This window comes from Ruegeria sp. MALMAid1280, from assembly GCF_049195285.1.
GTDB lineage: Bacteria > Pseudomonadota > Alphaproteobacteria > Rhodobacterales > Rhodobacteraceae > Ruegeria.
Genome location: NZ_JBMIRT010000033.1, coordinates 112175 through 134175 on the forward strand (window position 1 = coordinate 112175; position 22001 = coordinate 134175).

Genomic DNA, 22001 nt, shown 5'->3' on the forward strand with positions numbered 1-22001 from the left:
CGCTCCACCACTTCCATTACAAACAATAGGCGGGTCTCTGGACCGAACCGTAGTTTGACGTGAAGGAATGCGCAAAGTCAAAATCTGGCAACGTCGGCAAGACGTCGAAACAAGGGGCAGGTACTTCAGTTCTGCTTAAACCGATATGACCACTTTGCCGATATGGGCACCAGATTCGAGGTGCTCATACGCCGCTTCAAGTTCCCCAAATGCGTACTCTTTATCTACCACGGGTTCGATGCGGTGCTCTTCCAGAAACGATACCAGATTCTCGAGGTAGGCTCGCGGCCCAACGAGAATTCCATTTATCGTAGCGCTTGCAGTGAGCAGCCCGTGCAAGTTTGGTTGCGGACCAAACCCGGTAAGTACACCAATCTGAGAAATTACGCCGCTTCCTGCGACTGCTGCGATAGACTGTTCAAACGTCTCTACACCGCCAAGTTCAAGGATGTGATCCGCTCCATGCCCATTTGTTGCCTCACGGACGGCCTCTGCCCAATTGGGTGTCTTTCTGTAGTTGATACCGATATCCGCGCCCAGAGTTTTGACCTGTTCAAGTTTCTCATCCGAAGAGGACAGAGCAATGACCTTTGCTCCGACCGCTTTTGCGAGTTGCAAGCCAAATATTGCTACACCTCCGGTTCCTTGAATCAATACTATGTCTCCGCTCGTTATCGGGTTTGAACGTTCAAAAAGTGCCCCCCAGGCGGTGACGGCAGCACAGGGTAAGGTCGATGCCTGCGCGAAACTCAAGTAATTGGGAATTCTTACAAGCGCGCCCTGCCCAATGGTTATCTGTTCCGCCGCAACCCCGTCGTGGTTGCCCCCCAAAGCCAAGCCGTGGTCGGGGGGGCTAAACCGACCGCGTTCCCAATTCGGAAAAAACGAAACCACCACGCGATCTCCAACTTTCCAGTCAGATACATCGTCACCGATTTCGACAATCTCACCGGCGCCATCTGACAAGGGTGCAAGCTTGGGCAAAGCTGAGCTGTCTTGTCCTTTCCTTACCAGTAAGTCCCTATAGTTTAGGCTGGCGGCCCCTATGGCAATCCGAACTTCGTCCGATGCCGGCGGTTTTGGTTTTTCCGAGACGATTGAAAGTTGGATGTCATCATCTTCGAATGAAAGTGAGTAGGCGTTGAATTCGCCGGAATGCATGTTCATGTCGCAGCCTCGTTATGTAGCGGTCGCTATATAAAGGCAGCACTTGCAAGCACTGTCAATATTTATATAGTGATCGCTATGGAAGCTAAGAATACGCCACGGGGCCGCCCCCGAAAATTTGACGAAGACAGAATACTGGACATTGCAAGAGACTTGTTCTGGCGCCAAGGCTATGAGGGGACTTCGATCAAGCACCTGACGGAAGCTACGGGCCTCACGCCTCCGAGTCTTTATGCCGCCTTTGGATCGAAGGAAGGATTATTCGTCCGGGCACTGGATCGGTATACGGATACGTTTGGAACGAAATTGATGCAGGGCATGGCCGAAGAGCAGCACCTAAAACGGGCCTTTTCCCGCCTATTGCGGAACTGCGTCGATCAGTTCACATCCAAGGGCAGATACCCCGGATGCATGATTTCGCTGGGAGTGCTCGTTTGCGCCCCAGAGAACGAACACATCGCCGAAGATCTGGCGCAGCGGCGATTGAGAGTTTCAGCGCAATTGTTGGACCGGCTAAAGGCGGATAGGCACCAATTGCCGGATGGGACTGACCTGGTTGCACTCGCAAATTTCTTCGCAATGGCGATAGAGGGATTGTCGATTCAGGCACATGACGGCCTGGACAAAAATGGACTAGATAAGCTCTCAAAGTTCATCATGGCAGGTTGGCCGAGTTAGGGTTTGGCCCAAAAACTCGAATGCCGCCAATTCGACTGCAAGAGTCAAGCTCCTGAGATTCATGGGTGCATACGAGCAATCTACTTGGACCAGTCAACTGAAGTTCCTCACAAGAGCGGGCTGAAAACCCAATCCAGCTTACACGGTAAAATGAGTTTGGATACCAGATCGCCAAAGAAGAAGATGACGCCGCTTTCCTAGATTTCAAGCCAACGCGGCGGATGCACAAGCCAAGAATAGGAACTACTAACGCTATGGACGTGTGGAATTATATCGCCGTTGCCACTGCTGCGTTCTACGTGCATTGCCAAACAAGTATAGTCTCAGATTTGCAGACGCTCTTTCTGGATGAGTTTGCTTACGAAGGCAACCGCGCGATTTATTTCATGTCGTCGGATGATCTGCCCACTGAGAAGTTGGACTCTTCACAGTCAGCGCGCTGACATACCACTGCAAATGAATAGCGTCGCAAATGCGGGCGACGTCCCAACACCCGGTCTCATATACCCTCTTCATAGCGCTTGCGTTCCGCATCCGTTGCGCGGCGCCACGCTGTGCGTAACAAGTCTATGCGGCGCGGGATGCCGTCCTCAAGCACCTTGGCCTCAACGATCCGTTCCGTCCGGAAATAGCGAAACCCCTCACGCAGTTCACACCAAGCGGCGATGATGCGGCTGGTGTCCCGATATCCCAGCAGTATTGGCCAGATTACCCGACGGGTTATCTGGCCTGAGTTGTCCGAATAGGTCAGAGCAATCTTTTTTCTGCGCCGAATGGCCAGACGAATGGCGGCCGCTCCGAGCACTTCATCCGGTTGCTCGACGGGCGCGACAGTGACCACCGGCTCAAGAAACGACGTCCGGTACTTGTCCGGTGCGACGGCTTTTAGCTTGGTGATCAGTTTTTCGGCGGCCAACGCAAGTTCGGGTTCGCCACGGGTTTGCACCCACAGCACGCCAAGCGTTACGGCTTCGATTTCGTCCGGGGTTAGCATCAGCGGCGGCATGTGGAAGCCAGGTTCCAACACGTAACCGACCCCAGCCTCTCCGTTGATCGGCACGCCCTGGCCAATCAGAGCTGTAACATCGCGATAGACGGTGCGCTTGGTTACACCCAGTTCTTTGCCAATGGCCTTAGCAGAGATCGGCCCCTTCGCACGTCTTAGTATTTCGATGACCTCGAATAGCCTGTCTCCACGCCGCATGTGATCTCCTTTTGACGATTCTGACTATACTGACAGTATGCTGACAACACGCTGTCAGCATAGGGGCGGTAGAAACAGGAAAAATATCAAAAAGGAGACCAAATCATGAAACGTATTATTGCCCTGACCATCGCCGCCGTCCTGCCCACAACACTCGTTGCCGAGGCCGCCGAGCCGACAGCGCCGTCGCCAATTATGGCCATGGGTGCCTATGTCCCAAGCGACGACATGGACGGGTCCGAGGCGTTCTACCGCACGCTGTTCGACAGCGCACCTTTGATCGAACTGCCGGATTTCGTTGCTTTCAGCGTCGCGGGCGGCTGGTTCGCCATCGTTTCGCGGGACAAATACGCACCAGATTCCCGGCCAGGCTCCGGCGCAGTCCCTTACTTGCAGTCCTCCGATTTGAAAGCCTTGCAAGCCCGCGCCATCGCCTCCGGTATGACGACCCTGGAGATCATCGAAGAACCGGGCATCCACTTGCTCAAGATCACCGACCCCAATGGACAATTGATCGAGTTTTTCAAACTCACCGGCCAATAAAGAACCAAGCACTCACAGCAAACTCAATGGAAATCGCAGCATGCAAATGAACTACTTCGTCGTCGGGACAAATGACATGGCCTCTGCCACGCAATTCTATGACAAACTTTTTACGCAATCTGGGCTAAAACGCGTCTCGCCTACTGATAGGATGACGTACTGGATTGGAGCTGATTTTGCCTTCGCAGCCGCCATCCCGCTTGATGAAAACCCCGCCACAAATGGCAACGGAACCATGGTTGGCTTTAGCGTTGGCTCAGAGGGAGAGGTCGAGAGGCTTCACGCCTTGGCCATCGAGCTTGGCGGAACCAGCGAAGGCGAACCGAAGCAACGCGGTCCCCGTTTTTCGGCCTATATCAGGGACCTGGATCGGAGCAAAATTTGCTTCTCCGATTAGGACCGGGCATTAGTAAACCTATGACCAACATCACCTTCTCACGCCTGTCGAAAATCCCCGTTGAGGACATTGCTTCGCATATGTCCGACCCTGCATTGGCCCAGCACATGCCTTTGCTACGAGGCAACTGGGATCGGCTGCGCACAACTGACTTCGTGGCAATGAAGGAAGCACGTTGGGCCCAAGACGGATTGGGTCATTGGGCCATCCTGGCGGACGGCGTTTACGTGGGTTGGGGCGGCTTTAAGCGTGAAGGATCCGACTGGGATTTCGGCCTCGTACTAAAGCCCTCCGCCTTCGGTTTGGGGATGCGGATCACCGCCAGGGCGCTCGCCTTCGCACGGGCCGATTTGCGCATCTCATCCGTTACGTTCCTGATCCCACCGAGCCGCAGAAACTTGGGAGCGCTCTCGCGCTTGGGCGCAAAGTTCGAGGGCGATGTGACACTCGATGGAGCGCAATTCCGAAAGTATCGCCTTGTCACCGGAGCGGCTTAAGTCAGACCCAAAGCACCAGAACGACTTCGCGTCTGCTGCAGCAGAAGTTCGGCGATGCGGCGGATTTCCTCAGGCTGGACGTTCAAAACCACGCACTGAGGCGGGCTCCAAACCGTACGCTCGCTGCCCCTTCTTCGAAGAAGCGAGGTCGGAAACCAGTGCAGTTATCGGGAGGCGAGTTTCAAACGGCTGTACTTGTGATCCATAGTCTCACGAACTGAGCCTGTCGTAGAGGAGATATGTCGAAATCGCAGGCAATCTTAAACCGTTACATATTTGCCGTCGGCCTTGCAGCAAATACCCAGGGTGGGTTGGCCGAAGTGAACGGTTCGTCACTACGGTTTCGATTTTTGCAGTTCTCCTGCCAGCATATCGATGAAGCGCCTCACCCGTGGTTCTAAAAACTTCCGATGCGGATACAGGGCGATGATCGGGATCGTCCCGCAATCGATCTTGGGAAGCACCCGTACGAGTTCGCCACTTTCGATGTCGCTTTTTACAAGAAGTGTCGGCAACAACGCGATTCCCATGCCGGAAACGGCCGCTTCCCGCAGTGCTTCGGCACTATCGAACCTGATCCGTACACGACCTGGTGCCTTATTCAAGAATTCGAGGTCGTCCTGAAACGCCCAGCCCTGATGTTGGCCATCGCTCGAAAACTGAAGAAGATCATGCGTGCTCAGGTGCTCTATCATCGTTGGCGCGCTGTGATCTTCAAGGTAGGTCGGCGATGCAACTAGGATCGGCCTGTCCTCGGTTAAGACACGCGATATCAGCGCGCGATCCGGTGAGGTCACGCCAAGCCGGATGGCTAGGTCGAACCCATCTTCAACGAGGTTTTGTCGCATGTCCGAGAAACTGACGTCGACCCGGACATCGGGCCATTTCGCAAGAAATCGGCGCAGAATGGGAAGAAGTAACCTGCGTCCAACCGCGTCGGGTGCGGCGACGCGAAGCGTTCCGGTCGGGGTGCCGTCGCCACCTTCCATCACCGCATCTGCGTTCGAGATCGCGGACCGGATCGCCAAGCCTTCCTGGTAGAGCCGTTGCCCTTCTTCCGTCAGGCTGAGCGCGCGCGTTGTTCGGTTGAACAGACGGGCTCCGTACCTTTCTTCGAGACGCGCAACGGCCTTTCCGGCGGTGGAACGGGTGAGGCCAAAGCGCTTCCCGCCCGCGACAAAGCTTCCCGCGTCAGCGACCGCCAGGAAAATCAGGATATCGTTGACTTTGGAATCCGCCATCGTAAACCCGTTGTAGAACTTGCCTCGCCACAATAGCGAACACTTTTCGCATTACAGATAGTTTATCCAAGGGCACAGAACACAACACAAGAGGTCCAAGTTGACTGCTGAAATTTCACGCATGAACCCGAACACGTTGCCAGACGCCAGCAAGGTTGGTTATTCACAGATTTCCATCGCAAACCCCGGTCGGCTGGCCTTCATTTCCGGTCAGGTCGCGTGGAGGGCGGATGGCACTCCGGTGCCCGGAACGCTTGACGCGCAAACGAAGCAAGTCGTCGAAAATCTAGGCGCTGCCTTGGAGGTCGTAGGGGCGGATACCTCCGACATCATCCAGATGCGCATCTACATGACCGATCTGAACGATGAAACGATGGGTGTCGCGATGAGCCGGATCATCCGCTTTCTCGACGGTGCGCAGCCCAGTCTGACTGGCATTGGCGTGGCGGCGCTGGCGGCGCCAGCGCTTCAGATCGAGGTCGAGATGGTGGTGCAGGCGGCAGCTTGAGGCGCGATCGACTCGGGAAACTATTCCGTGGGCCGATGCGGTTATGATGTGGGATTGCTGGCCTCAGGCAAGGCGGCATCGCAGGTTGCCGTCTCATCACTCCATCTTTCCGCCAACTGCGCTACGGTGACCCCATCAAGCGATTGCTCGAACTGCCGCCGCGCTGCCGCCAATGCTTCGTCGGTGGCGATGTAGGCGGATTTCGCGAGCAGGCAGCTTGGGTTATCCTCATCATTGCCGATCGCGAACAGCTGCGGTGAGCCAAGAGCGCGGTAGATGGCCAATAGCGTGATCTGGTCAAGCGGTTTAGCCAAGGACCAGCCGCCCCCGTGTCCCTTCAACGACGTCACGATCCCGGCCTCCCTCAGTCCTGACATTGTGCGCCTGACCACAGCGGCGTTCGTCCGAAGCATCTGCGCGATCTGCGCGGATGTCGCGGGTGCGTCCATTCCATCCAGATGAAGAAGGGCATGTAGAACCCGGGAGAGGCGGTTGTCCTGTCTCATTCGAAACCATTATCACGCTCATGTAACATTTGGAAGCGCGAGAGATTGACAGCCACATTTTCATGATACATATGATGTTACATGAGCATCGCATCAAACACCAAGCATGACCTTGGCATGGCTACCGCGACCCGATGGGCGGCGCTCTCCGTTCTGCTCATGGCAAGTTTCATGAACCTGATCGACGTCAGCATCGTTAACGTGGCTCTTCCGCAGATTCAGGCGGATACGGGTGCGACCCCGACGCAACTCGAAAGGGTCGCTGCGATCTATGTGCTGGCGTTGGCAGTTGGCCTTCTGCCCTGCGGGCGCTTTGGCGATGTCTTCGGGCGGCGGCGCATGTTCATCTGGGGGCTGGTCGGTTTCACCATGGCCTCCGCCGCCTGCGGGATTGCACCAAACATGATCAGCCTGATCTTTGCCCGCGCGGTGAAAGGCATCGCAGCGGACATGATGGTGCCCCAGGTTCTCGCCATCGCGCATGTGATCTTTCCGCCGGAGGAAAAGTCCCGAGTCTTTGGCTTGTTTGGCACACTGTCCAGCATTGCCGTCGTGGTCGGTCCAATCATCGGAGGGGCGCTGATCCTGGCGGACTTCGCCAGTCTCGGCTGGCGCATGGCATTCCTGGTTAACATCCCGCTTGGAATTGCCGAACTGATCGGGACGCGCATGTTCGTTCCTGCAATTGACACCGGTTCCGACACCCGGCCGGACTGGACCGGTTCGGGGCTGTTCACTGTCGCCACCATCCTGCTGGTCCTGCCGCTGATCGAGGGCCGCGCCCTTGGCTGGCCGTGGCGGTGTTTTGTTGCGCTTTCCGCGTCCGTTCCCGTGGCGTTCGCATTCATGGCCCATGAGCGCAAGCGCAGCGCAGCGGGCCTGTCGGCCATGATGCCGCCCGGTCTGCTCTCGAATCCAGCCTATCTACGGCGGTTGGGTCTGGTGACGCTGTTCTTCAGTGGCGTACCCGGTCTCTTCCTCGTCCTTGCAGTCTTCCTGCAGTCCGGCTTCGGTCTGTCTCCGCTGCAAAGCAGCCTTGTGACCACGCCATTCCCGGTGGGCGTCATGCTTGCCTCGATGACGACGGAACGGCTCAGAGACAACTATCTCTCCATCCGTATCGCGTCCGGCGCGGCGTTGCTCGTTCTCGGCATGACCAGCTTGCATCTTGTCATCAGATCCACGGGTGCTGAGTTAATCCCATTTGCGTTTGCACTGCCTCTGTTGATCTGTGGGTTCGGCATGGGTACCGCAATCATGTCGCTGTTCCAGGTCACCATGTCGAGCGTCGAGGCACAGGATGCAGGTGCGGGCTCAGGCGCGATGCAGGCGTTTCAACAGATCGGTGCGGCTCTCGGTATCGCCATTGCGGGATCAATCTTCTTCGGGCGGCTCGGAGACAATGGTATGGGAGCGGGCGCCGAGATTGCGCCGCGTTTCGTTGATGCCGCCGCGGCAGCCACAAGCTACTCCATCACTGTTTTTGCGACCCTGACCCTGCTCGTGGGTGCATCGGTGTGGAAAACTCAAAAAGAAAGGCCTCAACATGACGATCCCCCAACCCCATGATGATCCGGCAACCTTCTGGGAAGCCCACTACGCCAAGATGACGAAGCCTTCTGGTGGTCGGCCTTCGGCTATCCTTGTTCGCTTTGCTGATGGTCGCAGGCCGGGGCGCGCACTGAACCTTGGCTGTGCGCAGGGCGACGATGTGATCTGGCTCGCCAGAAGGGGCTGGTTCGCCACTGGCGCCGATGTCGCAGAATCCGCCCTAAACGCGGCGCGGCAGGCGGCACAACAGGCAGAGGTCTCTGACCGCACGCATTTTGAATGGCATGATCTGGGTGTCTCCGTTCCCGATGGAAAGTTCGATCTTGTGACCGCGATGTTCCTGCACTCACCGGGGAAATTCGACTGCGTCGCCGCGCTCCGCCGAGCGGCGGAGGCGGTTGCGCCAGGCGGCCTGTTGCTGATCGGTTCGCACGGCTCCCGCGCACCCTGGTCCTGGGCCGTTCCGGATACGGTCTATCTCACTGCGGACGACGAACTGGCCGCTCTCGATCTCATCCGTTCCAAATGGCGCAACCTATTTGTCGGTCCCATCGAACGCGTTGCAAAGGGACCGCACGGGCAGACGGCCACGGTAACCGACACCGTGGTTGCCGTCGAAAGACATTGAAGGAAGCGCTTCAATAATTCTGTTTGGGCGTCGGCTTGGTTGCGCGAACCGGGTATGACTGTCGAAGTCACGCTCCGTGTTGCGTGCGTCCGCAGTACAACATTGCCACTTTTGACTTGGGCTCCAAGCGACCTGATGCTTCCGCGCCACGCCACTGCTTTCAGACCGCATGAGACCAGCCGTTGGCCACAAACACCAACCTCTTGGTTTTGCGCCTGCGCTGTCGATCCCAAGACATTCGCGCTTCGGCAGGTGACTTTCATGCCGGACGCCGAGAATTCGGGCTCCGAGCCCATGGTGACGGATGCTGCGCTTCACAAAAACGGCGGCTTCTCCTGAAAAGAAGCCGCGTGACTAAGAATGTTTCTATCGCGATCTGGTAGAGGGACTTACCGGCAATTGCGTCCCTCTACCAGATCGCGCTGCGTCTCGATTGCGGCAGCCACCGTATTAGCCACGCATCGGACACGGGCCGAACCGGCGAGGTCGCGGTTCGTGACGAGCCAGAGTTCCTGCGCGGCCTCGCGGATCACCTCGCCCACCCGAACAAGGCGCGGATCGGAATCGCCAAGAAAGCAGGGCAGAACTGCACGGCCAAATCCCTGCGCGGCCATCTCGTGCTGCACGCTCAGCGAACTGGCCTTCATGACAACCGGTGCCCCGGATCGTTCGACCCATCGGGCTGCGGGCAGGTCTGCCATCTCGGGCATCCAGGTGATGAACCCGCGTTGACCTGCGCCAGTCACATCCTGATACGCCGCAAAGGCGATGCGTCCAAGCAGGCGCACCGACAGATTCCCGGCGCGCGGGCGCACCAATCGCAAGGCAATGTCGGCCTCCGCCGAAATAAGATCTATGGCCGCGGAACTGGTCAGCAGTTCCAACTGCAGGTCGGGATGGCGGTCCTGCAAGTCACGTAGTGACCCCACGAGAAGATGAGTGGCGATATTCTCTGTCGTGGCCAGCCGGACCCGGCCCGCGACCTCGGAAGATGTGGCCGCCCCGAGGGCCTGCACTGCGCCTTCTACAACTTCGGCGCGTGGCAATAGGGCGCGTCCCTCGTCCGTCAGGCGATAGCCATCCAGCGACCTGCGGAACAGGACCTGTCCAATTGCCTGTTCCAGCGCCTCGATATGGCGCGATACGCGGGACGGGGTCGTCCGCAGGCGTTCCGCCGCAGCTGAAAGCGTACCATCGCGCGCGACGGCCAGGAAGAATTTCAGGTCACCCCAATCCATGTGCCACTTCTCGTTTTCGCGAAGGTAGCGTTCAATCTTAGCTGTAACAAGCTCAAAATCGAGATGATAGACCAAGCAAGAATTCCGCTGGGTATTCCATCTGGCGGTCACTGTCTGGACACCGCGAACCCGAAAGGACTCCCCATGATCAGATCTGTCACAACCGCTGTCGCGCTCTGCCTGTTGAACTCTGGCGCCACCCTGGCCGAGCCCCGCATCCTCGCATACGGGGACTCGAATACCTGGGGCTGGATTCCCAGCGAGGCCGGATTTCCAACAACGCGCTACCCTGACAGCGTTCGGTGGCCAGGTGTGATGGAAGCCGCTCTTGAGGAGTCTTTGAAGAACGTCACCGTGATCGTCGACGGCCTGAGCGGTCGAACCGTGAACACCGGATATACAGAGGCGCAGAACGGTATCGCGGGGGAAGCCTTCGCAGGATTGGAAGACATACGGGCTACGGTTGCAGCAGCACTACCTCTGGACCTTGTCGTGGTGATGCTTGGCACCAATGACGCCCGGTCCGACCTCTCTGTTGATCCGAAGGCCGTTGGGGCCGACGTGATCAAACTTGTGGAAGAAATCCGTTCGCTCGACGGCGGGGTCGCGACCACCTATTCCACACCGTCGGTTCTGGTCGTGGCGCCTCCGGCTATCGGCGACACCTCCGCCACGCCAATTTCCGCCATCACACAGGGATCGCAGGAGCGCAGCCGCGCGGTGGCCGCATCTATCCTTGCGGCAGGCGGTGCCGCAGATATTGACGTGTTCGACGCAGGTGAGGTGGTCACCATCGACAGTATCGACGGCGTCCACATGACCGCGCCGATGCACGGCGCGCTGGGGCGGGCCCTGGCTGATCTTGCCGCCGTCATGCTGGTCACTGATCAATGACCGGCAATGTTGCCGCGCACGCTCCCAGTTCTACCACGCACCGTTCCCGGATCTGGCGTGGATCTTAAGAGACCTTCCCGTCGACCGCATCAGAAAGGACATGAAATGAAACGACGCACACTTGGAAATGCTGGCATCACAGTTTCCGCTCTGGGGCTTGGCTGCATGGGCATGAGCGAATTTTACGGCCCTTCAAGTGAGGCCCAGAACCTGGCCACGCTCGACGCGGCGCTCGATCATGGGATCGACTTCCTCGATACCGCAGATATGTATGGCCATGGCGCAAACGAGGAATTGCTTGGTCGAATTCTCTCCAATCGCCGGGACCGGGTGAAAATCGCCACGAAGTTCGGGATTCTTCGGTCCCGCGACCCCGACGCCCGCCCGATCGACAACTCGCCGGAGTAATTATCGGCGGCCTGCGACGCGTCATTGCGCCGCCTGGGTATTGAAACGATCGATCTCTACTACCTGCACCGGCGCAACACGGACGTACCCATCGAGGACACCGTGGGCGCGATGGCGCGTCTTGTAGATCAAGGGAAGGTTCGGGCGCTGGGGCTCTGCGAAGTCGCTCCGGAAACAATCCGCCGCGCGCACGCAACGCATCCGATCACGGCTATCCAGACGGAGTACTCGCTCTGGAGTCGCGATGTGGAGGATGAAATTCTACCGCTCACGAAAGAACTTGGCATCGGATTTGTACCCCACAGCCCGCTGGGGCGAGGTGCCCTGACGGGGGCATTGCGATCTGCGGATGACCTGGCCGAGAGCGATTTCCGCCGAACTATTCCGCGCTACGCGCCAGACGTGCTGGATCAGAACCTCAAGACCTTGGGTGCGCTCCAGTTCATCGCCAAGAAACACAATGCCACACTGGCACAAATCGCGCTCGCATGGTTGCTCGCGCAAAGTGATTATATTGTCCCGATCCCCGGAACGCGTCGACCGGAGCGGTTGAATGAGAATATCAGTGCAATCGATGTCAGGCTTACAGTCGAAGACATTGACCGCCTCTCGTTGGCCTTCCCCCGTGACGCAATCAATGGTGATCGGACGACAAAGGCCGGTGCCGCACTGATCGACCTGTGACGAGACTCAATTGGTGCGATCCACTGACGTTCTCAGAAAACGCTCACGGCCTTGGGTTCAAATTGGTCGATCCACCGAATTTTCTAACCACAAAAACAGGAGAAACACGATGTCCGAACATACTGGCGCCTTGTCAGCAAAGGACGCGGTAACCGGCTTTTTTACCGCTCTACGAGGAAGAGGTATCGACGCTGCATTGGAATTTGTAGCTGATGACGCCGTGTTTGTGGCGGTGCTGGGTGATGCGTTTCGAAAGTACCTGCCGTTATACGGCAGCTATCGCGGGAAAAGCGGCGCGCGTGATTTCCTCACATCACTCTCTGCCAATTTCGACACCCAGAAGTTTGTTACAAAACACGTGATCTCGGAAGGCCACCACGTTGCGTTGTGGGGACGTTTCCATCACAAGATCCGATCGACCGGTCATGACTTTGTTTCAGATTGGGCCCTGATCTGCGAAGTCGCAAACGGAATGATAAGACATTATCAGTTCTACGAGGATACCGCAGCGCTCGAAGCCGCATTCGAACTTCCAAGCCGCCTGGTCATTACCCAGAGCATCTGACAAACGGACTGGTAGGACAACGTCAGCCGTAGGTAAGAACCGCCTCACCTACGTTGACTCGGGTTCCAAAAACCAAACCGCGCCGGGTTTTCCCAAGCGGTTTACAACGCCGATTAAGACGCCAACTCAAGCCAGATGCGGAGACGGCGCGCGCAGTAATTCGACACCACAGGCTGGGCTTCGCTGAAACAGTCAATGACGCAAATGCAAAAAACGGCAACTTCGTTTCGCATCCTTCAGCTTCCGACACTGCTGCGAAAGTTAAGTTTGGACTTGGCGTCTCACGATTTGGACGGATGGCTGCGTAGGTGACGTGGGACGCTCCGCAGCAATGGGCGTTTTTCACATGCGATGGTTTTCTGCATTAACGCACGCTGCGCCAGCCAAGGCAGCTCTGTTGCGCGTCTAGATTGTAGACCCTGGCGGCAGCGAATTGGCGGTTACCGTGATGGTGTGGACAGCCCCACGCAGCGGCATCGCAATGTGCCATGTTGGAGTTGTTGAACCCAACAGAAAAGGGAGCCATCCACATGCAGATTACAACATTGGGGATCGATATTGCCAAGTCTGTCTTTCAACTTCACGGAGTCGATGCAGATGGGAACGTCCTTCTCAGAAAGAAAGTCCGGCGTCGCGCCTTGATTGATGTTCTCACTGAACTCAGTCCCTGCCTGATTGGCATGGAGGCCTGCGCGACCGGGCATCACTGGGGACGTGAGATTTCAGCTCTGGGCCACGATGTGCGCCTGGTCCCGCCAGCTTACGTCAAACCCTATGTGAAGCGTCAGAAAACGACATGGCGGATGCCGAGGCGATATGTGAAGCCGTCAATCGACCGAATATGCATTTCGTCGCGATCAAGAGTACCGATCAACAGGCGGTTCTGATGCTGCATCGTACGCGGGATCTTCTGGTGCGACAACGCACGATGATGATCAATGCGCTTCGTGCCCATCTGGCAGAGTTTGGCATCGTCGCCGCGCGCGGGCCGCACAAGATACGCGAACTCCTCATCCATCTGCAGGATGACAGTTGCAGCGTCCCCGAGGTCGCCCAATCTGCCCTGCGAAGCCTGATCCGTCAGATGGATGGCCTGGAAGATGAGATTTCTCGGCTCGATCGAGAGATACGGACCTGGCACCGGCAGAGCGAGGCCAGCCAGAGGTTGGCTACAATACCGGGGGTCGAAGTGCTCACCGCAACGGCCTTGGCAGCGACTGTTGGTGATCCGGCCCTCTTCCGATCCGCCCGCCAGTTCGCGGCCTGGCTTGGTCTGGTGCCGCGACAAAACTCATCGGGCGGCAAGCAAGTTGTCGCAAACAAGGATGCAAGAGCAATCGACGTGATGATGATCAATGCAGCCGCAACCGGAACACCCCGTGGTGTTGTCAGGGCGCCATAGCCCGTTAACGTGATAGGGATCCGGTCAGCGGACTTCATCAAGGCCAGCGGACAAATGCGCCGCGCAAACAGGCCGGACAAATGACCGCTAGCAATAAGATCTCAATCCTTAAGAAAACTCTTGCAAAACAGGGGCTGTCCACAAATGACAACACTTCCATCACTGTTTTTGCGACCCTGACCCTGCTCGTGGATGCTTCGATGTGGAAATTTCAACAAGAAAGGTCTCAACATGACGATCCCCAGCCCCATGATGATCCGGCGACCTTTTGGGAAGCCCACTACGCCAAGATGACGAAGCCTGCTGGTGGTCGGCCCTCGGCTATCCTTGTTTGCATTGCGTTCGCAAAACCAAAAGACCATTCTTTTATTTAGTTGCATAAACAAAAACTCACGACCGCTTGACCACCTGCACGACCGGCATCGGCTGAACCGCTCGGCGGCCCTTGGAAACCGGGCCGACAATACGGAACAAGCCGGCGCCCCAGGGAGGAGGAAGGGGCGCCGGCTCAAACTGACGGCTTCGGGAGGAAGGACCGTCAATCGTGGGCGTCATGCTGGTTCCGGGAGGTGCGGCAGCCGACACCTTTCAACGGCCGCTCAATCGCGTGGACACTGAAACGGGCTATAGGTTCCAATCGCTTGCATCCGCAAATGCAACTAAAGGCCATCGTATTCGTAATTGACGAGAGTTTCCGCATGGCGCCTGATTTCGCTGCGTTCAACCCCGATCTTCCTCAGTTGCTCGTCGGTATAGCCGTTGAGCACCGATTGCATCCGAGCGATCTGAATCCTTTTTCGAATTTTCAACGAAACGTGTTGTATCATCGCTGCTCCTGTGTTCGCACTTGAGGCCATAGCTCGCCAGGTTTGCCACTTTCCTGACCAAGACCCTCGAATGCCTTGCTGTAGGTCCAGCCGCATGCTGGCAATTGTCATCAGGATGGCTTTCCGATCTTGCTGCGCTGCAGAAATTATGCTGCACTGCAGATATATCGTTAGCAAATCTCACTATCTACCCGATGATCGAGCAAAGGGGTTATGCCAATTTCGAAAGGATAATTCTGAACCATGGACGTTTCATCTCAGATGTTAGTGTTTGTAAAAGTTGTGGAAATGGGCAGCATCTCTGCCGCTTCCAGGTCGGGCGGGCAAACCCCATCGACCGTCAGCCGGCAAATCCGGCAATTGGAGGACCATGCTGGCTACCGGTTGCTGCACCGCAAAAAAACCGGAATTTCATTGACCGCCGAGGGCAGGGAGTTTTATGAAAAATGCCGCGCTGTGGCCGACACGTACTGTGAGGCCGAGGAACTTATCTCGAGCTTCGATGGAAATCCCCGAGGAGTACTGCATGTCGCTTCCAGCGTGGCTTTCGGCAAAGCACAGCTGATACCAATCCTGCCAAGGTTCCTCAAAAGCTACCCGGAAATAACCTTTTCACTGGAACTGACCGACCGGATGATCGACGTCGAAGAAGAGGACTTTGACGCGGCAATAAATTTTGCGGAGCAGCAGCAAAATCCGAACGTGATTACCAGAAAGATCATGAAGAACGAACGCATTCTATGCGCATCGCCCGAATATATCGAGCGTCATGGTGCTCCGGTTTCGTTCAGTGATTTGGAGAACTTCAATTGCCTTCGGACGTCAGACGCCGCCGACCGCAACGACTGGCATGCCGAACTGGGAGGCGTAGAAAACACTGTGGCGGCTACAGGGACCTTCCAGGGCAACAGCGCAGATACCGTCTACCGGGCGACATTGGCGGGCCTTGGCATTGCAAGGTTGTCGACATTTCTCGTGGCACCTGAGATCGCGTCGGGCGCGTTGGTCCGGGTGCTGCCGGAATACACTCAGAAACATGCCGATATCACCGTTTCGTTTGCAGACAGGCGCAATCTGGCACCCAAGATCAGAGTCTTCGTGGAGTTCTTGGCAGATCATTTCAAGCATGCACACCTTCCCGGCAATGGATAGCGACTTCGTCTATTCACACTTGTTCCGAGGCGTCGACGAGATTGTTGTCGGTGTCACACGGGTAGACTGACCTGAAAGGGTCTGCGGCGGCGGTACGCTACAATGGCAGCGACGGAAACCACTTGCCTAGGCACAGGTTAGAACTTAGCTGTGGGTTTCTTCCGTCAAAGCTCGGCGCAGTTGAACTCCGTCCCGACCTGGAGATGCACCAAACATCCGGCGGTATTCGCGGCTGAATTGCGACGGGCTTTCGTAACCAATGGTAAAACCGACCTGCGCCACATCCACCCCCTCCGACAAGAGCATCCGACGAGCTTCCTGAAGACGCAGGCTTTTCTGGAATTGCATCGGTGTCATTGCCGTTGCCGCCTTGAACTGGCGGTGAAAAGTAGCCTGGCTCATCCCTGCGAGCGCTGCCAGATAAGGTACGCTCAGCACTTCAGTGAAGTTCTCCCGTACCCAGGCAATCGATTTACCAATGCGCGCCAGACGACTGTCGGTTAGGCCGACTTGCCGCAGCGATCCAGCGTGAGAGCCATTAAGCAGCTGCCATATGATCTCTCGCTGGATCATGGGTGCGACGACGGGTATGTCACGGGGACGTTTGGCCAATCCCAATAGCCGTTCGAGTGGATCGATCAGGTCACTGGAAAGCGTACTCACAGCGAGCGCCTCAGGAGTTGTTTCAGCTTCTGAACTTGTGGGAGGGTGATCAATCAGCAATTCGGTTACAACCGCTGGATCGATACTGACGATCATTGCAATGTAAGGGTGTTCTCTTGACGCAGCAACAATTTCGGCACGCACTGGCACGTCCAATGACGCGATCAGGCATTTCCCTGCGTCGTAACGATAGGTCCTGTGTCCGACACGGCTGACTTTGGCCCCTTGGAGAACAACGCAGAGCGAGGGTTGATAAACGCCGTGCAGAGGCCCCGTTGGTTCTTTGGATACGGCGAGAAAAACGCCCGGTAGAGGAGTGTCACGCCCATTGATCTGCCAGAGGTCAAGCGCGCGTTCCGTCAGGGTTTCAAGATTCACTTCAGCCATACAGCCACTCTACCCGTTCACCCGAGGTCGACCAGACCAATTCAAAAGGTTTGAGAGGATCGTGCAATGTTCCGCGAGGATCGGCGTGGCGCGGACTTGTCGGCAGAATGCATATCATGCATGAGCCCCGGCCGCATCAGCCGGGGCATTCTTAGCAAGGGAAAGATATCATGCGTTACAATCGCCTCGGTCAAAGCGGTCTATTTGTTTCAGAACTTTGCCTCGGGACCATGACGTTCGGCGGAGCGGACGATATGTGGGGTCAAATCGGAAAGCTGCAACAGGAAGAAGCCGACAGCCTACTGAAAACGGCTCTGGATTCAGGCATTAACTTCATAGACACCGCCAATATCTACGCGACAGGGAAAAGTGAAGAAATCCTCGGTCAGTCTCTCAAGAATGTCGGTGTCGCGCGTGAAAGTGTGGTGGTCGCCACAAAAGTGCACGGCCCAATGGGCGAGGGGCCGAATGCACGCGGCTCTTCGCGCGGACACATTCTGGACCAGGCAAAGGCGAGCCTGAAACGGCTGCAGCTCGATCACATTGACCTGTATCAGATTCACGGTTTCGATCCGGCTACCCCAATGAGCGAGACACTGGAGGCATTGGACACGTTGGTGAGGCAAGGCTATGTCCGCTATCTCGGCCTCTCGAACTGGGCAGCTTGGCAGGTCGTCAAGGCGGTCGGGATCACCGAGGCCAGACATCTTGCACCGATTGTGTCGCTGCAGGCATATTATAGCGTTGGAGGTCGTGATCTGGAGCGGGAACTGGTGCCGATGCTGGAATCCGAGCGCATCGGTTTGATGGTTTGGAGCCCGCTCGCTGGCGGATTCCTCTCTGGCAAGTTTGATCGCGAGGGAAAAACCGCTGAAGGTCGCCGTGTGAACTTCGATTTCCCGCCAATCGACAAAGACCGAGCTTACGCCGCGATCGACGTAATGCGGTCCATCGCGGCGGAAAAGGGGTGCACGGTTCCGCAGATCGCGCTGGCTTGGCTGCTACACCAAAAGGTGGTGACCAGCATCATTCTGGGCGCAAAGAACTCAGGGCAGCTTTCCGACAACATCGGTGCTGCCGAGGTCACGCTTTCATCAGAGGACCTCTCGGCGCTTGATGCCGTGACGCAACTTCCGGCAGAATATCCAGGCTGGATGATTGAGCGACAATCTGAATATCGGGCGCATATGCTTCACTCTAAATGAAAACCGCTGCGGATCGCTTTGGCGATCCGCACAAACTTCCCCAAAAGTGAGGCGCAGCGTGCAGGCATTGCCAAGTTGGCCGTGGGGTTGCGCCGAGATAACCGGTGATCATGAAAAGGCCACAGACAATGACGCCGTGATCGAGTTAGCCTTGCAAGGTCATGGGATCGGGCGGCTTTTGTTCTATCAGGTAGCACCCTATATTGCAGATGGGCGGCTCAAGACTGTTCTGAAGTCTTATGAACCACCCGAGGTTCCCATCCATCTTGTGCAACAAGAGGGGCGAACCGTGTCTGCGAAGGGGCGCGCCTATGTTGATTTTGCGGTCGAACGTTTCAAATCCGATCCGCTTCTTGGCAGGGACCAATCACAGGTCTAAAGGCAAGATCAACAAACGGGCGGGAACCCCTCTATTCAGCCGCCGCTGCAGCTGAGGCCGTCCAGGCATTTGGCACAAAAGCATCATCCAAAGCAGTGTCCGCCACATGGTTCGTATAGTTCGACAGGATCTTCAAAGCGGTACCAAGGATGACTTCCAGCATGGTTTGGCGTGTGTAACCTGCCGTCAGGAACGCCTCGATTTGTGCGGCGCTGGGCCAGCCTCGGCTTTCGTTGATCACAATGGCGAATTTGCGCAGCGCTTCCAGCTTGGGGTCGGCAATCGGGCCGCCTTCGCGCAATGCCGTGATAACGTCCTCGGGGACACCTGCCATCTTTGAAAGCGTGGTATGGGCGGCCATGCAGTACTTGCACCCGTTCAACCGGTTATTGATCATAAGGATAATCTGGCGCTCGGTTTCTGACAGGCTGGTCTTTCCGAAGATGCTGGAAAGTGTCGTGTAGCCTTCCAGAATTGCGGGGGCTTCTGCCATCGTCGCATAAAGGTTTGGCACAAAACCATACCCTTTCAGCGATGCTTCCAGAATTGGTTTCGCGGCATCAGGGGCGGAGGCGATTGTATAGGTCTCAAAATCAGTCATGTCTGGTTTCCTTAGGGATGAGATTTCGACGCACCCGTATTGTCCGTGCGGAGAGGGCGTCTTGGAGAAATGCCGGTCGTTTGGGGAGGGGAGAGGCAGCGGTGGCTCCGACCGGCAAAAGCCACCAAATTCCTCGATTAAAGGCTGCCGACAGGCGTGTGGTGGATGTCTGCCCACTTGGCATGGGCGCCTTGGATCACGGTCTCCTTGTCCTCAAGGTACTTCTTGAAGATGTCTTCATTCACAAAGAGATAGAGCTTGCCGTCCACGATATCGGCATACCGAACATCGCCATCGAGCTTCTTGCCGACATAAACGCCAAAGGCGCAGAAGCCGCCGAATTGGGGCAGATTGGCCACCGGATCCGCCTCGAATGTGGCTTGCGCTGCCTGCGACGCAAAATAGTAGTCCACTCCATCATGGGCCGATGTAAAAGTGGCATTGCCCGTTTCGGGTTTTTCGGCTTCAAACATCGATACAGGATCGACGCCGTGCATGCCGAGGGGCTGCCCGGTCAAGGTAAGACTGTTCGAAACGTTGTATTCATCGTCAGCCAATGCCGCCGCCGCCAGGGCGAGAGTCAACGTTGTTGTAAGTGCGGGAAATGTAAAGATGCGTGTCATGATATGTTCTTTCAGGATGTCAGGATCAAATTGGAAGATCGGTTTGCGTCAGGCCGATTGGCCAATGCGCTCAACCGCGTCGTCGGTCCACCAGACGCCGTTGGCGACCATGCGGAAGTTGATGATGGCGGCGAGATACCCGTCACCTTCAGGCACCTTGGCCCCGGCTGTGGCATCGCGAACGACAGCGACTTCGTAGCCCAGCTCCAGCAGCTCGTAGAGATGCGCCTGCGTACACAGGTTCGCCGACATCCCCGCAAGGATCACCTTATCGATCTTGCGTTTACGCAATTGCAGGTTCAGGTCATTCTGAGCAGGGCTGTAAACCTTGTGGGGCGAACAAACGATGGTTTCGCCATCCTCAATGTACTTTTTGTATTGCGGCATCCAGTCGGCACCTGAGCCTTCGAAATTGTCGAAATTGAGCGGTCCCAGGCGGTCAAACATGCCGATGTTGTGCATCGTAGCTTCCAGTGTGCCCTCGAATTCCCACTTATGGTCATGAGGGTAGTAATAGTGGGGCGAGATGAAGACCGGCATCCCGGCTGCCTTGGCGGCAATGAAAAGCCGTTCGATATTGTCGACCGTGCCCTGTTCGGTCACGCTTTCGCCAACGACGCCCCACGTCACACCGTCCTCTGACAGAAAATCAATTTGGGGATCGGTCACCACAAGCGCAGTACGCCCTGGCTCGATGGTCATGTCGATTTGGGGAAGGCCTGGATTTTCCGGGTCAGCATAGTAGGCGCATGCTTCGTCGGTCGCGGCAAGGGCCTGCCCACCGGCAACAATTGTTGTTCCTGCTGCTGCCGCCCCCGCGGCTTGTTTTAAGAGTCGCCGGCGCGCCATATCAACGCGTTCCGGCGTGACGTCGCAAGCGCAGCCGGCTCCTTGTTTGTGGTCATGATTGCTCATTGCAAATTTCCTTTGTCTGAGAGGGGCAAAGCGGCTTGCCTTACTCGGCAGCGCCCCAAGTGGATCTGACAAAGAAGAAGTTAGGCACCACATTGATTGAGGTATTGGCCCGCCCTGCCAAGGTTTTGACCGAACCTGCCATGTTGTCTTGAGATGTGCGCCTAGTCTGAGGTCGCCTGCTGCCGGAATCGTGCCGGGGCCTGACCGACCCAGCGCTTGAAGGCACGGCTGAATGTGCTCTGTTCCGAAAACCCGGTCATAAAGGCAATCTCGGCTATGGAAGCCTTACTGTCGCGGAGCAGGTCACGAGCAAGTGCACATTGCGCCTGACCAAGTACGTCGCGAAAGGTCAGCCCTTCTTCGGCCAGCCTGCGATAAAGTGTACGCTCGCTCATTCCCATCTCTTGGGCAACACGCGCCGCTTGCGGTGCGCCGTTGCTGAGCGCTGGTGTCAGTCGATGAACAATTGCGTTGCTCAGTGACGTGTCATCATCCAGCGCGTTGAATTCCTCATCAAGATGTTTCGTCATGAAATCAGACAAGCCCGGATCGCCAAGACGATTGACGCGTTCAAGCATCGCAGGGCGCATTGCGATAGCATTGTGGTCGGCATCAAATCGAACCGGGCAGCCAAAATGCTCGGCGTAACGTTCTGGCTCTTGCCGGCACGCATGTTGGAACGCGATATATTCGAACGACAATCCAGTGCCCACAAACTGTTTCATGTTCCGCGCAAAGGCTGCGAGTGCGCATTCATTACGCAATTCCAAGGCAGCGCGTTGTGGTGTTTGCCCTTGAAAAATCCAAAAGACCGGATCGCCAGATTCATCAAGTCTGTAAACTGCAGTGTCAGTGACGAGGCGAAAGTAACGCTCGATCCGTTGCAAAGAGTCGCGCAAGGTGGGTGCTGTCTTCACTGCCAGGCCAAGAACGCCGAGATCATCGGTCGCAATCGCGTTCGCATAGGCTTCGACCAAAGCAACCTCGTTTGCATGTCGCGCACGTATCCAGTCGATCAGATCGAAGTAGGAATCGTCCGCCAATTGACCGTCTTGGACCTCTGGCAACCGCTTCACAACAGCGCCGCCTGAAATCAGGGCGCCATTTTCGGTTAGCGTCATCCCGGCTGCCTTGGCCA

Annotated in this window: 25 protein-coding genes and 1 pseudogene; 15 read left to right on the plus strand and 11 right to left on the minus strand. The window is 56.6% G+C overall.

What is annotated here, in order from left to right; all coding sequences use genetic code 11:
- Positions 1-135: 135 nt before the first annotated feature.
- A complete protein-coding gene (locus tag ACOQFT_RS01985) occupies positions 136-1167 on the minus strand; it encodes a zinc-dependent alcohol dehydrogenase family protein (RefSeq protein WP_421596395.1) in 1032 nt (343 codons plus the stop codon).
- Positions 1168-1245: 78 nt separating this feature from the next.
- On the opposite strand from ACOQFT_RS01985, the gene ACOQFT_RS01990 reads away from it, so the two are divergent.
- Entirely contained in the window at positions 1246-1845 is a 600-nt protein-coding gene (locus ACOQFT_RS01990) for a TetR/AcrR family transcriptional regulator (RefSeq protein ID WP_421596396.1), read from the plus strand.
- Between the two features lie 499 nt (positions 1846-2344).
- On the opposite strand, the gene ACOQFT_RS01995 is transcribed toward ACOQFT_RS01990, so the two are convergent.
- On the minus strand, positions 2345-3049 hold the full coding sequence (locus ACOQFT_RS01995; RefSeq protein ID WP_421596397.1) for a helix-turn-helix transcriptional regulator: 705 nt from the start codon (positions 3047-3049) through the stop codon (positions 2345-2347).
- A 105-nt stretch (positions 3050-3154) separates the two neighbouring features.
- Between ACOQFT_RS01995 and ACOQFT_RS02000 the strand changes: the two genes are divergently transcribed.
- Genes ACOQFT_RS02000 through ACOQFT_RS02010 form a run of 3 tightly spaced genes read left to right on the plus strand, consistent with a single transcriptional unit; the run spans position 3155 to position 4486 of the window.
- Complete coding sequence (locus ACOQFT_RS02000) at positions 3155-3592, plus strand: VOC family protein (protein WP_421596398.1); 438 nt, start codon at positions 3155-3157, stop codon at positions 3590-3592.
- Positions 3593-3632: 40 nt separating this feature from the next.
- The gene (locus ACOQFT_RS02005) at positions 3633-3989 is read left to right on the plus strand and encodes a VOC family protein (RefSeq protein ID WP_421596399.1); all 357 of its coding nucleotides are present in this window, start codon (positions 3633-3635) and stop codon (positions 3987-3989) included.
- A gap of 20 nt (positions 3990-4009) precedes the next feature.
- Positions 4010-4486, plus strand: a complete 477-nt coding sequence (locus ACOQFT_RS02010; protein WP_421596400.1) for a GNAT family N-acetyltransferase — start codon at positions 4010-4012, stop codon at positions 4484-4486.
- A 335-nt stretch (positions 4487-4821) separates the two neighbouring features.
- Here the strand turns inward: ACOQFT_RS02010 and ACOQFT_RS02015 are convergent, their stop codons facing one another.
- On the minus strand, positions 4822-5727 hold the full coding sequence (locus ACOQFT_RS02015) for a LysR family transcriptional regulator (protein WP_421596401.1): 906 nt from the start codon (positions 5725-5727) through the stop codon (positions 4822-4824).
- Between the two features lie 100 nt (positions 5728-5827).
- Between ACOQFT_RS02015 and ACOQFT_RS02020 the strand changes: the two genes are divergently transcribed.
- A complete protein-coding gene (locus tag ACOQFT_RS02020; protein WP_421596402.1) occupies positions 5828-6235 on the plus strand; it encodes a RidA family protein in 408 nt (135 codons plus the stop codon).
- A gap of 41 nt (positions 6236-6276) precedes the next feature.
- Here the strand turns inward: ACOQFT_RS02020 and ACOQFT_RS02025 are convergent, their stop codons facing one another.
- Positions 6277-6684: an RrF2 family transcriptional regulator gene (locus ACOQFT_RS02025; protein ID WP_421596403.1), complete on the minus strand. Its 408-nt coding sequence runs from the start codon at positions 6682-6684 to the stop codon at positions 6277-6279.
- 138 nt (positions 6685-6822) lie between these two features.
- Between ACOQFT_RS02025 and ACOQFT_RS02030 the strand changes: the two genes are divergently transcribed.
- A complete protein-coding gene (locus ACOQFT_RS02030) occupies positions 6823-8310 on the plus strand; it encodes an MFS transporter (RefSeq protein ID WP_421596404.1) in 1488 nt (495 codons plus the stop codon).
- Positions 8288-8920, plus strand: coding sequence for a class I SAM-dependent methyltransferase (locus ACOQFT_RS02035; protein WP_421596405.1), 633 nt, complete (start codon positions 8288-8290; stop codon positions 8918-8920). The genes ACOQFT_RS02030 and ACOQFT_RS02035 overlap by 23 nt, the downstream gene beginning before the upstream one ends.
- Positions 8921-9309: 389 nt before the next feature.
- Here ACOQFT_RS02035 and ACOQFT_RS02040 read toward each other — a convergent pair whose 3' ends face one another.
- Complete coding sequence (locus tag ACOQFT_RS02040) at positions 9310-10158, minus strand: LysR family transcriptional regulator (protein ID WP_421596406.1); 849 nt, start codon at positions 10156-10158, stop codon at positions 9310-9312.
- Positions 10159-10302: 144 nt separating this feature from the next.
- On the opposite strand from ACOQFT_RS02040, the gene ACOQFT_RS02045 reads away from it, so the two are divergent.
- The 5 genes and pseudogenes from ACOQFT_RS02045 (at position 10303) to ACOQFT_RS02065 (ending at position 14485) form a co-directional block, all read left to right on the plus strand.
- Positions 10303-11052, plus strand: a complete 750-nt coding sequence (locus ACOQFT_RS02045; protein ID WP_421596407.1) for a GDSL-type esterase/lipase family protein — start codon at positions 10303-10305, stop codon at positions 11050-11052.
- A gap of 105 nt (positions 11053-11157) precedes the next feature.
- Positions 11158-12144: pseudogene (locus tag ACOQFT_RS02050) on the plus strand (aldo/keto reductase).
- Positions 12145-12253: 109 nt separating this feature from the next.
- Complete coding sequence (locus ACOQFT_RS02055; protein ID WP_421596408.1) at positions 12254-12709, plus strand: nuclear transport factor 2 family protein; 456 nt, start codon at positions 12254-12256, stop codon at positions 12707-12709.
- A 796-nt stretch (positions 12710-13505) separates the two neighbouring features.
- Positions 13506-14111, plus strand: coding sequence for an IS110 family transposase (locus tag ACOQFT_RS02060; RefSeq protein ID WP_421596409.1), 606 nt, complete (start codon positions 13506-13508; stop codon positions 14109-14111).
- An 80-nt stretch (positions 14112-14191) separates the two neighbouring features.
- Positions 14192-14485: a hypothetical protein gene (locus ACOQFT_RS02065; RefSeq protein WP_421596410.1), complete on the plus strand. Its 294-nt coding sequence runs from the start codon at positions 14192-14194 to the stop codon at positions 14483-14485.
- Positions 14486-14770: 285 nt separating this feature from the next.
- Here the strand turns inward: ACOQFT_RS02065 and ACOQFT_RS02070 are convergent, their stop codons facing one another.
- The gene (locus tag ACOQFT_RS02070; protein WP_421596411.1) at positions 14771-15049 is read right to left on the minus strand and encodes a hypothetical protein; all 279 of its coding nucleotides are present in this window, start codon (positions 15047-15049) and stop codon (positions 14771-14773) included.
- Between the two features lie 132 nt (positions 15050-15181).
- Between ACOQFT_RS02070 and ACOQFT_RS02075 the strand changes: the two genes are divergently transcribed.
- Complete coding sequence (locus ACOQFT_RS02075; RefSeq protein ID WP_421596412.1) at positions 15182-16090, plus strand: LysR family transcriptional regulator; 909 nt, start codon at positions 15182-15184, stop codon at positions 16088-16090.
- A gap of 144 nt (positions 16091-16234) precedes the next feature.
- Here the strand turns inward: ACOQFT_RS02075 and ACOQFT_RS02080 are convergent, their stop codons facing one another.
- Complete coding sequence (locus ACOQFT_RS02080) at positions 16235-17140, minus strand: AraC family transcriptional regulator N-terminal domain-containing protein (RefSeq protein WP_421596413.1); 906 nt, start codon at positions 17138-17140, stop codon at positions 16235-16237.
- Between the two features lie 170 nt (positions 17141-17310).
- Between ACOQFT_RS02080 and ACOQFT_RS02085 the strand changes: the two genes are divergently transcribed.
- Together ACOQFT_RS02085 and ACOQFT_RS02090 are read left to right on the plus strand one after the other, a co-directional pair.
- A complete protein-coding gene (locus ACOQFT_RS02085) occupies positions 17311-18345 on the plus strand; it encodes an aldo/keto reductase (protein ID WP_421596414.1) in 1035 nt (344 codons plus the stop codon).
- The gene (locus tag ACOQFT_RS02090) at positions 18299-18724 is read left to right on the plus strand and encodes a LysR substrate-binding domain-containing protein (protein WP_421596415.1); all 426 of its coding nucleotides are present in this window, start codon (positions 18299-18301) and stop codon (positions 18722-18724) included. Before ACOQFT_RS02085 ends, ACOQFT_RS02090 begins: the two co-directional genes overlap by 47 nt.
- Positions 18725-18755: 31 nt before the next feature.
- Here ACOQFT_RS02090 and ACOQFT_RS02095 read toward each other — a convergent pair whose 3' ends face one another.
- From ACOQFT_RS02095 to ACOQFT_RS02110, 4 genes are all read right to left on the minus strand, one after another.
- On the minus strand, positions 18756-19325 hold the full coding sequence (locus ACOQFT_RS02095; protein WP_421596416.1) for a carboxymuconolactone decarboxylase family protein: 570 nt from the start codon (positions 19323-19325) through the stop codon (positions 18756-18758).
- A 137-nt stretch (positions 19326-19462) separates the two neighbouring features.
- Positions 19463-19948, minus strand: coding sequence for a YHS domain-containing (seleno)protein (locus tag ACOQFT_RS02100; protein ID WP_421596417.1), 486 nt, complete (start codon positions 19946-19948; stop codon positions 19463-19465).
- Between the two features lie 48 nt (positions 19949-19996).
- Entirely contained in the window at positions 19997-20863 is an 867-nt protein-coding gene (locus ACOQFT_RS02105; protein WP_421596418.1) for a cysteine hydrolase, read from the minus strand.
- Between the two features lie 161 nt (positions 20864-21024).
- On the minus strand, positions 21025-21984 hold the full coding sequence (locus tag ACOQFT_RS02110) for an AraC family transcriptional regulator ligand-binding domain-containing protein (protein ID WP_421596419.1): 960 nt from the start codon (positions 21982-21984) through the stop codon (positions 21025-21027).
- Positions 21985-22001 lie beyond the last annotated feature (17 nt).

Coding starts and splice junctions, on each gene's coding strand:
- ACOQFT_RS01985 (WP_421596395.1), bottom strand. CDS start 1,167: ATGAACATGCATTCCGGCGAATTCAACGCCTACTCACTTTCATTCGAA.
- ACOQFT_RS01990 (WP_421596396.1), top strand. CDS start 1,246: ATGGAAGCTAAGAATACGCCACGGGGCCGCCCCCGAAAATTTGACGAA.
- ACOQFT_RS01995 (WP_421596397.1), bottom strand. CDS start 3,049: ATGCGGCGTGGAGACAGGCTATTCGAGGTCATCGAAATACTAAGACGT.
- ACOQFT_RS02000 (WP_421596398.1), top strand. CDS start 3,155: ATGAAACGTATTATTGCCCTGACCATCGCCGCCGTCCTGCCCACAACA.
- ACOQFT_RS02005 (WP_421596399.1), top strand. CDS start 3,633: ATGCAAATGAACTACTTCGTCGTCGGGACAAATGACATGGCCTCTGCC.
- ACOQFT_RS02010 (WP_421596400.1), top strand. CDS start 4,010: ATGACCAACATCACCTTCTCACGCCTGTCGAAAATCCCCGTTGAGGAC.
- ACOQFT_RS02015 (WP_421596401.1), bottom strand. CDS start 5,727: ATGGCGGATTCCAAAGTCAACGATATCCTGATTTTCCTGGCGGTCGCT.
- ACOQFT_RS02025 (WP_421596403.1), bottom strand. CDS start 6,684: ATGGACGCACCCGCGACATCCGCGCAGATCGCGCAGATGCTTCGGACG.
- ACOQFT_RS02030 (WP_421596404.1), top strand. CDS start 6,823: ATGAGCATCGCATCAAACACCAAGCATGACCTTGGCATGGCTACCGCG.
- ACOQFT_RS02035 (WP_421596405.1), top strand. CDS start 8,288: ATGACGATCCCCCAACCCCATGATGATCCGGCAACCTTCTGGGAAGCC.
- ACOQFT_RS02040 (WP_421596406.1), bottom strand. CDS start 10,158: ATGGATTGGGGTGACCTGAAATTCTTCCTGGCCGTCGCGCGCGATGGT.
- ACOQFT_RS02045 (WP_421596407.1), top strand. CDS start 10,303: ATGATCAGATCTGTCACAACCGCTGTCGCGCTCTGCCTGTTGAACTCT.
- ACOQFT_RS02055 (WP_421596408.1), top strand. CDS start 12,254: ATGTCCGAACATACTGGCGCCTTGTCAGCAAAGGACGCGGTAACCGGC.
- ACOQFT_RS02060 (WP_421596409.1), top strand. CDS start 13,506: ATGGCGGATGCCGAGGCGATATGTGAAGCCGTCAATCGACCGAATATG.
- ACOQFT_RS02065 (WP_421596410.1), top strand. CDS start 14,192: ATGACCGCTAGCAATAAGATCTCAATCCTTAAGAAAACTCTTGCAAAA.
- ACOQFT_RS02070 (WP_421596411.1), bottom strand. CDS start 15,049: ATGACAATTGCCAGCATGCGGCTGGACCTACAGCAAGGCATTCGAGGG.
- ACOQFT_RS02075 (WP_421596412.1), top strand. CDS start 15,182: ATGGACGTTTCATCTCAGATGTTAGTGTTTGTAAAAGTTGTGGAAATG.
- ACOQFT_RS02080 (WP_421596413.1), bottom strand. CDS start 17,140: ATGGCTGAAGTGAATCTTGAAACCCTGACGGAACGCGCGCTTGACCTC.
- ACOQFT_RS02085 (WP_421596414.1), top strand. CDS start 17,311: ATGCGTTACAATCGCCTCGGTCAAAGCGGTCTATTTGTTTCAGAACTT.
- ACOQFT_RS02095 (WP_421596416.1), bottom strand. CDS start 19,325: ATGACTGATTTTGAGACCTATACAATCGCCTCCGCCCCTGATGCCGCG.
- ACOQFT_RS02100 (WP_421596417.1), bottom strand. CDS start 19,948: ATGACACGCATCTTTACATTTCCCGCACTTACAACAACGTTGACTCTC.
- ACOQFT_RS02105 (WP_421596418.1), bottom strand. CDS start 20,863: ATGAGCAATCATGACCACAAACAAGGAGCCGGCTGCGCTTGCGACGTC.
- ACOQFT_RS02110 (WP_421596419.1), bottom strand. CDS start 21,984: ATGACGCTAACCGAAAATGGCGCCCTGATTTCAGGCGGCGCTGTTGTG.